Annotated in this window: 9 protein-coding genes and 1 other RNA gene; 5 read left to right on the top strand and 5 right to left on the bottom strand. The window is 67.6% G+C overall.

Features of this window, described 5'->3' with window-relative positions:
* Nucleotides 1-92: 92 nt before the first annotated feature.
* Both VZ068_RS04260 and VZ068_RS04265 read right to left on the bottom strand, forming a co-directional pair.
* The gene (locus VZ068_RS04260; RefSeq protein WP_057673282.1) at nt 93-518 is read right to left on the bottom strand and encodes a DNA polymerase III subunit chi; all 426 of its coding nucleotides are present in this window, start codon (nt 516-518) and stop codon (nt 93-95) included.
* 114 nt (nt 519-632) lie between these two features.
* On the bottom strand, nt 633-2,114 hold the full coding sequence (locus VZ068_RS04265) for a leucyl aminopeptidase (protein ID WP_349657008.1): 1,482 nt from the start codon (nt 2,112-2,114) through the stop codon (nt 633-635).
* Nucleotides 2,115-2,221: 107 nt separating this feature from the next.
* On the opposite strand from VZ068_RS04265, the gene lptF reads away from it, so the two are divergent.
* The 3 genes from lptF to VZ068_RS04280 are packed head-to-tail and all read left to right on the top strand — an operon-like array spanning nt 2,222 to nt 4,738.
* Nucleotides 2,222-3,304: an LPS export ABC transporter permease LptF gene (gene lptF, locus VZ068_RS04270; protein WP_259167654.1), complete on the top strand. Its 1,083-nt coding sequence runs from the start codon at nt 2,222-2,224 to the stop codon at nt 3,302-3,304.
* Nucleotides 3,301-4,407, top strand: coding sequence for an LPS export ABC transporter permease LptG (lptG, locus tag VZ068_RS04275; RefSeq protein WP_349657009.1), 1,107 nt, complete (start codon nt 3,301-3,303; stop codon nt 4,405-4,407). Before lptF ends, lptG begins: the two co-directional genes overlap by 4 nt.
* A 1-nt stretch (nt 4,408) precedes the next feature.
* Nucleotides 4,409-4,738, top strand: coding sequence for a hypothetical protein (locus VZ068_RS04280; protein WP_259154994.1), 330 nt, complete (start codon nt 4,409-4,411; stop codon nt 4,736-4,738).
* 317 nt (nt 4,739-5,055) lie between these two features.
* Here the strand turns inward: VZ068_RS04280 and VZ068_RS04285 are convergent, their stop codons facing one another.
* Together VZ068_RS04285 and xerD are read right to left on the bottom strand one after the other, a co-directional pair.
* Entirely contained in the window at nt 5,056-5,523 is a 468-nt protein-coding gene (locus VZ068_RS04285) for an RDD family protein (protein WP_349657010.1), read from the bottom strand.
* 330 nt (nt 5,524-5,853) lie between these two features.
* Nucleotides 5,854-6,825 carry a site-specific tyrosine recombinase XerD gene (xerD, locus tag VZ068_RS04290; protein WP_349657011.1) on the bottom strand — a complete coding sequence of 324 codons (972 nt, stop codon included), beginning with the start codon at nt 6,823-6,825 and terminating at the stop codon, nt 5,854-5,856.
* Between the two features lie 445 nt (nt 6,826-7,270).
* Here xerD and VZ068_RS04295 point away from each other — a divergent pair, with 445 nt between their 5' ends.
* Nucleotides 7,271-8,074, top strand: a complete 804-nt coding sequence (locus VZ068_RS04295; protein WP_039425013.1) for a DsbC family protein — start codon at nt 7,271-7,273, stop codon at nt 8,072-8,074.
* 119 nt (nt 8,075-8,193) lie between these two features.
* Here VZ068_RS04295 and VZ068_RS04300 read toward each other — a convergent pair.
* Nucleotides 8,194-8,268, bottom strand: a non-coding RNA gene (locus VZ068_RS04300) — sX9 sRNA.
* Between the two features lie 334 nt (nt 8,269-8,602).
* On the opposite strand from VZ068_RS04300, the gene purL reads away from it, so the two are divergent.
* Nucleotides 8,603-12,655: a phosphoribosylformylglycinamidine synthase gene (gene purL, locus VZ068_RS04305; protein WP_349657012.1), complete on the top strand. Its 4,053-nt coding sequence runs from the start codon at nt 8,603-8,605 to the stop codon at nt 12,653-12,655.
* The last annotated feature ends 98 nt before the right edge of the window (nt 12,656-12,753 follow it).

Below are 12,753 nucleotides of genomic sequence, written 5' to 3' on the forward strand. Positions count from 1 at the left end.
GGGAATAGGGAATGGGTAAAGCGGGGTGTACTGCTCGGTGATGGTCCAATGGGAGAGAGCCGGGTTTCGATTCCCTATTCCCCATTCCCGATTCACATGTCGTACTTGGTCAGTTCCAGGCCCAGGGCCTTGTACTGCTTCCAACGTTCGCGCAGCGGTTCGCGGGCGGCAGGGTCGGCAGGCACCACTTCCAGCACGCGGTCGCAGGCGCCCAGGTACGGGTCATCGCGCAGGTTGATCACCAGCGGGCGCGAGGGTGCGGCGAACTCGGGCGCGGCGATCAGCACCGGCGCCAGTTCGTCTTCCTCGTCGGTGCCGGCGATCTGGTGCGGTACGTAGGCTTCGTCGTCGAATGCCCACAACAGGTCATCCAGCGCCTCGGCCTGCGCGGCGTCGCGCGCCAGGATCAGGGTGGACAGGTTGGCGTCGTTGGCCTTGCGCGCCAGCTCGCAGACCAGCCGCAGCGGTTCGTCGAGGAAGCGCGGTTTGGCGATCAGGTAGAAGTCGGCACGGGGCATCAGGGCAGGGAATCGGGAGAGGGGAATCGGGAATGGTCACGGCATCGCCGCGACCTCGAAGGTCGCGGCGATGACTGAGAGGAGAAGGATTTCACGATTCCCTATTCCCGATTCTCAATTCCCACCTGCGGCGCGGTCGAGCAACCACTGCGTCAACAGCCCCACCGGGCGACCGGTGGCCATGCCGCGCTTGCCTTCGTCGCTGGCGACGCCGGCGATGTCCAGGTGCGCCCAGCGCTGGTTCTCGGTGAAGCGCGACAGGAAGCAGCCGGCGGTGATCGCGCCGCCCCAGCGGCCGCCGATGTTGTAGACGTCGGCGAAGGTGGAATCCAGCAGGCCCTGGTACTCGTCCCACAGCGGCAGGCGCCAGGCGCGGTCGAACACGTGCTCGCCGGCGGCCAGCAGTTCGTTGGCCAGGTCGTCGTGCTTGCTCATCAGGCCGGCGGTCTGGTGACCCAGCGCCACCATGCAGGCGCCGGTCAGCGTGGCCACGTCCACCAGTGCTTCGGGGTTGAAGCGCTCGGCGTAGGTCAGCGCATCGCACAGGATCAGGCGGCCTTCGGCGTCGGTATTGCCGACCTCGATGGTCTTGCCGGACATGCTGGTGATCACGTCGGAGGGGCGATAGGCGTTGCCGTCGATGGCGTTCTCGACCGCCGGCACCACCACCACCAGATTGATCGGCAGCTCGGCCTTGACCGTGGCGACGAAGGTGCCGATGACGTTGGCGCCGCCGCACATGTCGTATTTCATTTCCTCGATGCCGCCCTGCGTCTTGAGGTTGACGCCGCCGGTGTCGAAGGTGATGCCCTTGCCAACCAGCACATAGGGACGCGCGTCGCCGCCGCCGTTCCACTTCAGCACGATCAGCCGCGGGCGGTTGGCCGAGCCGCGCGCCACCGACAGCAGCGAGCCCATGCCCAGCGACTCCATCTGGGTCTCGTCCAGGATCTCGGCTTCGGCACCGGCGTACTTGCCGGCGAATGCGGCCGCGGTGTCGGCCAGGTAGGCCGGGGTGCAGTAGTTCGGCGGCAGGTTGCCCAGCTCGCGGGCGAACTCCACGCCCTCGGCGGTGGCCACGCCCACGGCCAGCGCGCGGGCGTCGTCGCCGGCGATCGCCAGCGTGGTCAGGCCGCTCTCGTCGACCTTCTTCTTGCCCAGCGTGGCGGTGTAGCGGTAGGCGGCATGGTCGCTGACGATGATCGCCTGGCGGATGTTCCATGCGCTGTCGCGCGCCTTGACCGGCAATTCGGTCAAGGTGAGCAGGGCGGTGCCGACCGCGCCGGTCTTGAGCGCGCGGGTCGCATCGCCGATCGCCTTGAGGTAGGGCGCCACGCCGAACTTGCCGGCCTCGCCCAGCCCCACCACCAGCACACGGGGAGCGGTCACGCCGGGCAGGTCGTGGACCAGGGTGGTGCTGCCGGTCTTGGCAGCCACATCGCCACGTGCCACCAGCGCCGTCAAACGGCCCTGGCTGGCGCTGTCCAGCGCCTGCGCAGCGGGCGACAGGGTCTTGTCGGCGAACACGCCAACCACGATGCAGTCGACGGCGGCGCTTGCCGGCGCGTCTTGGTTCAGGGTGAATTGCAGGGCCATTGATCAGATTCCGTAGGCAAATCCGTACAATCGCGGGCTGTTTACGCCAACCTGACTAGGCTGGCGACGCCGCGAACGAATCCGAGAGTTTAAAACAAGCCCACCCTATGCCGAAGCTCGATCGATATCTGCTTAGCGATTTCACCCAGAGCTTCCTGGCCACCTTGATCGTGCTGCTGGTCGTCAGCGTCGGCGGCGTGCTGGTGGATATCCTCGGCAATATCGCCGATGGCCGCATCCCCGCTCGCTTGCTGCTGTCCCAGGTGGGCCTGCAGTTCGTGGCCTACCTGCCGATCATCCTGCCGCTGGCGCTGATGCTGGGCCTGTTATTGGCCCTGGCAAGGCTGTACCGCGATTCAGAAATGGCCGTCATCACCGCCATTGGCGTAGGCCCCAGGCGCATGTTGCGGCCGATGCTGATGCTGGTGGTGCCGGTAGTGGTGATCATCGGGCTGTGCTCGCTGTGGTTGGGTCCGTGGGCCAGCCGCACCGCCGAAACCATGCTGGAAGACGCCAACCGCAGCGTGCTGATGGCCGGTCTGGAGTCGGGCAAGTTCACCCCGCTGTCCGGTGGCGGGGTGGTGTACCTGACCACCATCTCGGCCGACGGCAAGAACCTGGGCAAGGTCTTCATGCAACGGCAGAAGGACGACCGCCTGGACGTGGTCACTGCCGAACGTGGCGCGATGTTCTTCGAAGGCAAGACCGACCGTTACCTGCGCCTGGAGGACGGCTACCGCATCGAAGGCCCGGCCGCCGGCGACACCCTGGACTACCGTTTGATGAAGTTCGCCAGCAACGACGTGGCCTTGCCCGACCGCACCCGCACCCACGACGCCAACGACCCGGAAGTGATGTGGACCACCCAGCTGCTGTCCGATGAGCGTCCGGCGGCGCGCGCGCAGCTGCATGAGCGCCTGGCGCCGCCGCTGTTGGCGCTGGCGTTCGCCCTGCTGACCCTGCCGCTGTCGCGCAGCGCGCCGCGGCAGCAGCGTTACGGCCGGATCATGCTGGCCTTCCTGGCCTACATGGTGGGCACCAACCTGATGATCGTCGGCACCCAGTGGATCGCCAATGGCAAGACCCCGGCTGCGCTGGGCTTGTGGTGGCTGACGCTGCCGCTGCTGGCAGTGGCGGTCTGGGCGTATGCGCGCGATGGCCGCGTGCGTCGGCCGAGGGCGGGCGCATGAGGCTGACCCCGCGGGTCCATGATTGGTACGTCGGTCGCGCGGTGTTGTTCACCGTGCTGCTGACCTGGGCGGTGCTGCTAGGGCTAGACCTGGTCAACGCCTTCGCCAGCGAGGCCAAGAACATCGGCCAGGGTAGCTACAGCTTCGGGCACGCGGTGGCCTTTGTGGCCTACACCGTGCCACGTCGCGCCTATACCCTGTTTCCGACCGCCGCAGTAATCGGCGCGTTGATGGGCCTGGGCCAACTGGCGGCCACATCCGAGCTGACCGCCTTACGGGCGCTGGGCGTCTCGCGCAAGCGCATGTCGGCCTCGGTGGTCGCAGCGATGGCCTTGCTGACCGCCTCTATGGTGATCAGCGGCGAGACCGTGGGCCCCTGGGCGCAGAACCAGGCCGATACGCTCAAGGCCAGCGCCCGCTACAACAACAGTATGGCGTCCTCGCGCTATTCGGGCCTGTGGGCACGCGAAGGCGACACCTTCCTCAATGCGCTCAGCGGCGAAGAAAAGCTGCTCGACGGCGGCGGCACCGCGCTCGACCTGCACGATGTGCGGCTGTATCACCTGGACGCCAACGGCAGGCTGCAGCAGCTGACCTACGCATCCGTGGCCGAGCATCGCGACGGCCGCTGGACCTTGCGCCAGGTGCGTCGCGATACCTTCCAGGAACGCTCGGTGCAGCGCCAAACCTTCCCCGAGCTGCCATGGCAATCGCAGCTGAGCCCGGCGGCGCTGGCGGCCGGCCTGGCCAAGCCGCGCAACCTCTCCGCGCACGAGCTGGAGCAGAGCATCGAGTACCGCCGCCGTAACGGCCTGGATGCGCGCGATTACGAGGATCAGTACTGGAGCCGCTGGTTCTACCCGCTCAACGTGTTGGCGCTGTGCATGGCGGCGATTCCGTTCTCGTTCGGTTCGCTGCGTAGCGGCGGCCTGGGCAAGCGGCTGTTCCTGGGCATCCTGTTCGCGCTCGGCTTCTGGCTGCTGCAGCTGTTCTTCGGCCGCATGGCAGGCGCGCTCAAGCTCGATTACCGCATCGCCTATGCACTGCCGCCGATGGTGATGCTGGGCGTGTCGGCATGGTTGTTCCGGCGGCGAAGTAGCTGACGTGCGCCGGCTGAGCCTGACCGGATTGGCGATGTGCGTGCCGTATGCGGCACTGATTGCGTTCTGTCAGCGCTTTGCGCACGACCCGCAGGTCGACTACAAAAGCCAACTGGTGTGGAAGCAACTGCCAGTGATGTTGCAGATGATGGTTGCAGATGGCCTGGGCCTGACGCGCCTGCCGGTCCAGCTATCCTGGGCGACGGCTTATACGCTGATGGTGGCGCCCATGTTCCTGGCGCTTTATCTGTTGGGCCGCGCGCTGGAGAACACCTTCAGAGACCATGGCCCGGCTTGGAAAGACCCATCCAATACGGATGGGCGCGGACAGTGAGTTTCACTCTGCTGCCGCCCTGCTTTTGTCTATAACGCGACCTCGATTAGCTGGACTCGCGGGGGCCGGTCCGTCGCTGCCACATCCACATCCAACCGTCAGGCCGGTGGCTTGAAAGTCGCTGTGGTCTGGTCCCGGTTGTGCGTCCCTCACGCCGTGCGCGTGCCGCGTAGCGCCGCTGACAGTGTGAGCCACCAGGAAGACGTGGCGAGCCAATCATCAGGTGGGTGCGGACGGCGCGCTCAGAACCTGAGCATGCGGGTCGCCCCTGTCGCATCGAGCATCGGCCGCACCGGCACGGCGGTGAGCGCCATAGGCTAGGCCTTGGGTCTGACCATCCGCTGCACTCTGGTTCCGCTGGCGCGGTCGTGCCATGTCAGCCGATCGCGATCGACCCAGGCCCACCAGAATCCTAGTCCGCCCAAGGCCAGCGACAGCGTGCCCACCGCATAGCGGATCCACAGCGCGCGCCAGGAGGCTTGCGGGCCGACCAGCTGCAGTCGCCAGGGACGCATGCCCAGGGTCTGGCCGCCGCGGCGCCAACTCAGCGTGGCGTACACCCCGGCGGCGACCCAGCAGCACAGCCAGAGCAGCCACTGCCAGGCACTGAACGGTGCGATGTTTTCGCGCGCCGGGTGCCCGGCCAGGGTGAAACCCAGGGTGAAAGCGGCCGAAATCAGCATCCACAGCGCCAGCACCGGCCAGGCGTCGTAGCACATCGACAATAGCCGCCAGTGCAGCAGGGCGGCCGGTCGTGGGGAATCGGATGCGGCGATCGAAGTCATGGCGCGAGCATAGCCGGCGCCAGCGATGCGGCAACGCCGCGCTGCACTAATGCAGTCCCCAACGCACAGCGGCCGACGCTGGCTGTGCGGTCCGCCAGGTGGCTGCGGCCAGAGCCTCGGTGGCGGCGCAGGGGCCTGTCGCCGCTGCGGTCCAGGCGCTCCGGAAACAATGTGGGCTCGCGCCGTCTCGTGTCACCCAGGCCGTGCTTGGGATCCGGGCACGTTTGACCTAAGGGCTTTCCGATGACAGCGTCGCGCCCAGGTGCGCTCCTGCCTGTGTGATGCGCACGAGTGAATGCGGCGCGCGTGCTGGGTCTTGCGCTAGGTTCGCTAACCGCGAGGGTGATGCTTGGCGTGCAGCTTCTGCAGGTGCTGCCTTGCCACCAGCGTGTAGATCTGGGTGGTCGATAGCGAGCTGTGGCCCAGCAGCATCTGCAGCGCGCGCAGGTCTGCGCCGTGGTTGAGCAGGTGGGTCGCAAAACTGTGGCGCAGGCCGTGCGGGCTGACCGTGGCCGGGTCGATGCCGGCCACCGCCGCATAGCGTTTGACCAAGGTCCAGAAGTGCTGACGGCTGGGCGGCTGGCGTGCCGCATCGATGAACAACGGCACCTGCCCGTCGACTGCGGCCACGGCCTTGTGACCGGCCAGCAGCGGGCGCGCCTCATGCAGATAGCGCTCAAGCCAATGCTGCGACTCTTCGCCCAGCGGCACCAGGCGCTCCTTGCTGCCCTTGCCGGTCACTCGCAGCACGCCCTGGCGCAGGTTGACGCCCACCGCCGGAAGATTCACCAGCTCGCTGACCCGCAGGCCGGCGGCGTACATCAACTCGAGCATGGCGCGGTCGCGCAGGCCAAGCGGTGCCTGGACATCCGGCGCCGCCAGCAAGGCCTCGATCTGGGTTTCGGTCAGCGCCTTGGGCAGCGAGCGCGGCAACCGGGGTGGGTCGAGCATGGCAGTGGGATCATCGCTGCGCACGCCATCGCGCAGGCACAGGCCGTAGAAGGCCCGCAACGTCGACAACAGTCGGGCATTGCTGCGCGGCGAGTACCTGGCCTCGGTCCGCCAGCGCAGGTAATCGAACAATACCGACCGATCGATGCCGAGCAATCCACCGCCGGCACCGTCGCGCCACCGTGCCAACCCTTCCAGGTCGCGCCGGTAACTGTCCAGCGTCTGCCGCGCCACGCCCTGCTCGGCCCACAAGCGATCCAGAAAGCGCTCGATGGCGGCGGTATCGGCCGCCTGCACCGGCGGCAGCTGTTGGGTGAGTTGGCGACGTTCGGCAGGGCTGCTGGCTGACATCGCCACAGCATAGAACGTGACGCGCGGAATGCGATGCGCCACGCTGGTTATCGGTCAGGTGTTGCCAGCGCTTGCCTTGCCGCATCGTGGCCGAGGTTTGCGCCCCAAGGAAGTCGCACGCCACGCCTGATGCTGCGTAACAGCGCCATGGCCGGCTCCCAGGCCACGGTGAATTGCCGCAGGACAGCAAGCAAAGCACACCCGGGATCACACACGTAGGAGCGCACCCGGGCGCGACGGCCGTCACCGGCAATCCCGCCGTGCCGACTCCCGCGTCAATGCCCGCAAGCGCTGACGCAGCGACAGCAAGCGCAACAATCCGTCTGTCCGGACCGGGAGTGCCACGAACTCGCCGGCGAGCGAGCGAACAAACTGTCGCGGCCGCTGCCAGGCTTCATCCACCCTGTGCGAGAATCGAGCCACCCCGATTCCACTGGATGCGTGAATGTATCGTCTTGCCATCGCCGCGCTGCTGGGCGCGCTCAGCCTTACCGCCTGCGCACAATCGTCGCAGCCTGCGGCAAGCAACGCCGGCGCCAAGCCAGCCGCCGCTGCCGCCCCCGCCGCGACCGGCAATGTGGATCAGCGCGTCGGCGCCGCCCTCAAGGCCCTGGACCCGGACTTCAAGCCGGATTACATCGGCGCCGCGCCGTTCCCCGGGTTCCGCGAAGTGGTGGTCGGCGGGCAGGTGCTGTACGTCAGCGATGACGGCCGTTACCTGATCCAGGCGCAGCCGTTCGACATCCAGAACAAGCAGTTCGCCGCCAGCCCGGGCCTGCTGGCGTATCGCCGCAAGCAGCTGGAGACCGTGCCCAAGGCCGACCGCATCGTGTTCGCACCGGCCAACCCCAAGTACACCGTGACCGTGTTCACCGACGTGGAGTGCGGCTACTGCCGCAAGCTGCACAGCGAGATCGGCGAGCTCAACAAGCAGGGCATCGCGGTGGAATACCTGGCCTTCCCGCGCATGGGCCTGGGCAGCCAGGACCACAAGGAAATGATTGCCGTGTGGTGCGCGGCCGACCGCAAGCAGGCGCTGACGGCAGCCAAGTCGGGCCAGCCGGTGAACTCCAAGGACTGCAAGAATCCGGTGTCGATGGAATACACGCTGGGCCAGCGTCTGGGCGTCAACGGCACCCCGGCGATCTTTGCGCCGGACGGCACCCAGCTCGGTGGCTATCTGCCACCGGCGCAGCTGCGCGAAGCGCTGGAAAAGCGCGCGGTCACCACTGCCGGCGGCAGCCGCTGAGGGATCCGTTGGCGGCGCGATGATGCTGCCTGGAGGCTGGCCGCTGCGGCGGTTGGTGTGATCGATCAAGAGGCTGGAATGCGCATGCATTCCGGCCTCTTGCGTTTCGGGGTTAGAGCGGCTGACAAACTTAGCGGGCAGTCGTCAGATGGGCAGGGATGGCGCAGAGGAGCCGGCGTGTACGCGTGGTCCATGCCGCACCCGGCACCGGCCGCACCCGCCTGGTGGTGAGCACCGCCGTTTTGTCAGCCGCGCTGTGGGGTTGGAGCAGCGGCGGACCGGCTTCGGCCAACGCTGCTGACCTCGCACGCGCGCTGTTACCCAGGCCGGCGACAGCTGTGCGCCGCACTTCCTGCTGGCATCGCCATCCGTCTTCGCCGTTGCCGCATCGGGCCGGAATGCGCCGAATCGGGGCAGTCCGTGCGACGCGTCAGCCGACAGATCGGTGGCCCACCCACGCCAGGTCCGGCGCCGGCCCATCAGCTCCGTTACAATCTGCAGCCCCGTTTCTGACACGGTTCCCCGGACATGATGGTCCTCGAGGGCGCTTCCGCCCTTTCGCCGTTCCGCCGCGCTCGGCTCGAAACCCGCCTGCAAACCCTCGTCCCCGCGCTGCGCATCACCGGCGCTTGGCACGTCTATTTCATCCGCGCCGAGGCCGGGCAAGCGCCTGACCAGGCCACCTTGCAGCGGATCCTGCAGGCCGAAGCCGCCCCCGCGCCGCGGGCCGAGGCGGCTTCCTCGCGCTACGTGGTGCCCCGCCTGGGCACGCTGTCGCCGTGGTCGAGCAAGGCCACCGAACTGGTGCGCGGCGCCGGGCAGCCGATCCAGCGCGTGGAGCGTGGCACCCGCATCGATCTGGCCGGCTGGCCGGCCGACGAGGCGATGCAGGCCGCCGTGGCCAAGCTGCTGCACGATCCGATGACGCAGTCGCTGCTCGGCTCGGCCGCTGCCGCCGAAGCGCTGTTCAACGTGCCCGAGCCCGGTCATCTGCAGCGCGTGCCACTGGATGGGCTGGAGCAGGCCAACCGCGACCTGGGTCTGGCCCTGGCGCAGGACGAGATCGACTACCTGCGCGAACGCTTCGCCGAGCTGGGCCGCGACCCGGCCGATGTCGAGCTGATGATGTTCGCCCAGGCCAACTCCGAGCACTGCCGGCACAAGATCTTCAACGCCAGCTGGACCATCGACGGCAAGCCGCAGGAACGCTCGCTGTTCCGCATGATCAAGCACACCCACCAGCAGACCCCGCAGCACACCTTGTCGGCCTATAGCGACAACGCGGCGGTGGTGGAAGGCGTGCCGGCCGCGCGCTATCGCCCGGACCCGGCCACCGGCCAGTACCGCAGCGAAGCGGTGCTGCCGTCGGCATTCGCCATCAAGGTGGAAACGCATAATCACCCGACCGCGATCGCGCCGTTTCCCGGTGCGGCCACCGGCGCCGGCGGCGAGATCCGCGACGAGGGCGCCACCGGCCGCGGCGGCAAACCCAAGGCCGGCCTGACCGGTTTCACCGTCTCGCATCTGCGCATCCCGACCTTGCCGCAGCCCTGGGAAGCGCCGCGCGCGCTGAACCCGCGCATGGCCCCGGCGCTGGACATCATGCTCGACGGGCCGCTGGGCGGCGCTGCATTCAACAACGAATTCGGCCGGCCGAACCTGCTCGGCTATTTCCGCAGCTTCGAGCTGGCCGAAGGCCCGGGCCTGACCCGTGCCTACGACAAGCCGATCATGCTGGCCGGCGGCCTGGGCGCGATCGATCGCAACCAGGTCGAAAAGCTGCGCCTGCAGCCCGGCGATGCGGTGATCGTGCTGGGCGGCCCGGCGATGCTGATCGGCCTGGGCGGCGGTGCGGCCAGTTCGGTGGCGGCCGGCGACAGCGCCGAGGCGCTGGACTTTGCCAGCGTGCAGCGCGAGAACCCGGAGATGGAGCGCCGCTGCCAGGAGGTCATCGACCGCTGCGTGGCGCTGGGGATCGACAATCCGATCCGCTGGTTCCACGACGTGGGTGCGGGCGGGCTGTCCAACGCCATTCCCGAGCTGCTGCACGATTCGGGCGTGGGCGGCATCATCGACCTCGGTCGCGTGCTCACCGACGACCCCTCGCTGTCGCCGCTGGAACTGTGGTGCAACGAATCGCAGGAACGCTACGTGCTGGGCGTGCCACAGGCGCGGCTGGACGAATTTGCCGCCATCTGCGCCCGCGAGCGTTGTCCGTTCGCCGCCGTCGGCGTGGCCACCGCCGAGGAGCGGCTGGTGGTGGGCTATGGCGTGTTTGGGGACGGGATTGGGGATTCGGGATTGGGGATTCGCGAAAGCGATTCGTCAGTCGCCGGGTCCGCCGTTGCTTCCAACCAATCCCCAATCCCCAATCCCCAATCCCCGCTCCCGATCGACCTGCCGATGGATGTCCTGTTCGGCAAGGCGCCGAAGATGCATCGCGACGCGGTGCATCCGCCGGCGCCGCAGTGGCCGGTGTTGCAGACTGCCGGGCTGGATTTGCACGAGGCTGGCTTGCGCGTGCTGGCGCATCCCACGGTGGCGTCCAAGAGCTTTCTGGTCACCATCGGCGACCGCAGCGTGGGCGGCTTGACCGCGCGCGAGCAGATGATCGGGCCGTGGCAGCTGCCGCTGGCGGACTGTGCGATCACCCTGGCCGGGTTCGAGACGTTCGCTGGCGAGGCGATGTCGATCGGCGAGCGCACTCCGCTGGCGCTGTTGAACGCAGCAGCGTCCGCGCGCATGGCGGTGGGCGAGGCAATCACCAATCTGTGCGCTGCTCCGGTGCAGACGCTGGACAGCATCAAGCTCTCGGCCAACTGGATGGCCGCGGCCGGCCATGCCGGCGAAGATGCCTTGCTGTACGACGCCGTGCGTGCGATCGGCATGGAGCTGTGCCCGGCGCTGGAGCTGAGCGTGCCGGTGGGCAAGGACTCGCTGTCGATGCAGGCGCAGTGGGTTGTCGGGAATGGGGAATCGGGAATCGGGAATGGCGAAACGCCGCAGCCCTCCGCTTCCACCATTCCCCATTCCCCATTCCCCATTCCCGGTGAAACGCACAAGAGCGTTTCACCGGTCTCGCTGATCATCAGTGCGTTCGCGCCTGTGGGCGATGTGCGCACGCAGCTGACGCCGTTGTTGCGCAACGACGAAGAGAGCGAGCTGTGGTTGATCGGGTTGGGCGGCGGCAAGCAGCGTCTGGGTGGCTCGGTACTGGCGCAGGTGTATGCCGACGATGCGGCCTTGCCGGCGTTCGGTGGCGAAGTGCCGGACCTGGAAGATGCGCAGCGGCTGCGCAGTTTCTTCGAATTGATCCGCGATGCGCGCCAGAGCGGGCTGTTGCTGGCCTATCACGATCGCAGCGATGGCGGTGCGTTTGCGGCGCTGTGCGAGATGGCCTTTGCCTCGCGTCAGGGCCTGGATATCACCCTGGATGCGTGGGGCGAAGACGCGTTCCGCAGCCTGTTCAATGAGGAACTCGGTGCCGTGGTGCAGATCGCCAGCGAAGATCGCGCCGCGTTTGCCGATCTGGTCGAGCGGCATGCACTGACCGAATGCGCGCAGCGCATCGCACGCCCCACTGGCGCGCCGCGTATCCGCGTGAGCGGGCAGGGGCGTGTGCTGGCGGAATGGCGTTGGGAAGAATTGTTCGATGCCTGGTGGTCGGTGACCCACGCCATGCAGAAGCTGCGCGACAACCCCGACAGCGCCGACGAGGAGCGCGCGCTGGCGCGCGATTTCCAGGCGCCCGGCCTGCGTCCCAAGCTGGTGTTCGACCCGTCCGAGGATGTGGCCGCGCCGTTCGTGGCGACCGGTGCGCGGCCCAAGGTGGCGATCCTGCGCGAGCAGGGCGTCAACGGGCAGATCGAAATGGCCTACAACTTCGAACGTGCCGGGTTCAGCGCGTTCGACGTGCACATGAGCGACCTGATCGAAGGGCGCGTGGATCTGGCGCAGTTTTCCGGCTTCGCCGCCTGTGGCGGTTTCAGCTATGGCGATGTGCTGGGTGCCGGCCGCGGTTGGGCCACCTCGATCCTGGAACGCGCGGCATTGCGCGATGCGTTTGCCGCGTTCTTCGCGCGCAGCGATACGTTCGCGCTGGGCGTGTGCAACGGTTGCCAGATGCTCAGCCAGCTCAAGGACATCATTCCCGGTGCCGGGCACTGGCCGCGTTTCCTGCGCAATCGCAGCGAGCAGTTCGAAGCGCGCACCGCGTTGCTGGAGGTGGTGGAGTCGCCGTCGATCTTCCTGCGCGGCATGGCCGGCTCGCGGATTCCGGTGGCAGTGGCGCATGGCGAAGGCCGTGCGGAGTTCGACACGGCCGTGGACCAGGCCGCCGCACGCGTGGCGCTGCGTTTCGTCGACGGTAACGGCGCGGTGGCATCGCAGTACCCGCTCAACCCGAACGGGTCGCCGGACGGTATCACCGGGCTGACCAGTACCGATGGCCGCGCCACCATCCTGATGCCGCATCCCGAGCGCACGCCGCGCACGGCAAACCTGAGTTGGCATCCGGCCGACTGGGGCGACGATTCGCCGTGGCTGCGGATGTTCCGAAACGCGCGGGTGTGGTGCGGTTGAGTCGATGATCCGAAGCCGCGTGCGCTGAGTGCGCGTCGCGTGCCTCCGCCGACGGCCGTGTGCAGCGATGCACACGGCCGTTTTCGTGTGCTGCCATG

The sequence above is a fragment of the Xanthomonas sp. 10-10 genome, from assembly GCF_040182365.1.
Classification (GTDB): Bacteria; Pseudomonadota; Gammaproteobacteria; order Xanthomonadales; family Xanthomonadaceae; genus Xanthomonas; species Xanthomonas arboricola_F.

What these genes read in the sequence shown, in the direction of transcription:
- VZ068_RS04260 (WP_057673282.1), bottom strand. Translation starts at nt 518, where the DNA reads ATGCCCCGTGCCGACTTCTACCTGATCGCCAAACCGCGCTTCCTCGAC.
- VZ068_RS04265 (WP_349657008.1), bottom strand. Translation starts at nt 2,114, where the DNA reads ATGGCCCTGCAATTCACCCTGAACCAAGACGCGCCGGCAAGCGCCGCC.
- lptF (WP_259167654.1), top strand. Translation starts at nt 2,222, where the DNA reads ATGCCGAAGCTCGATCGATATCTGCTTAGCGATTTCACCCAGAGCTTC.
- lptG (WP_349657009.1), top strand. Translation starts at nt 3,301, where the DNA reads ATGAGGCTGACCCCGCGGGTCCATGATTGGTACGTCGGTCGCGCGGTG.
- VZ068_RS04285 (WP_349657010.1), bottom strand. Translation starts at nt 5,523, where the DNA reads ATGACTTCGATCGCCGCATCCGATTCCCCACGACCGGCCGCCCTGCTG.
- xerD (WP_349657011.1), bottom strand. Translation starts at nt 6,825, where the DNA reads ATGTCAGCCAGCAGCCCTGCCGAACGTCGCCAACTCACCCAACAGCTG.
- VZ068_RS04295 (WP_039425013.1), top strand. Translation starts at nt 7,271, where the DNA reads ATGTATCGTCTTGCCATCGCCGCGCTGCTGGGCGCGCTCAGCCTTACC.
- purL (WP_349657012.1), top strand. Translation starts at nt 8,603, where the DNA reads ATGATGGTCCTCGAGGGCGCTTCCGCCCTTTCGCCGTTCCGCCGCGCT.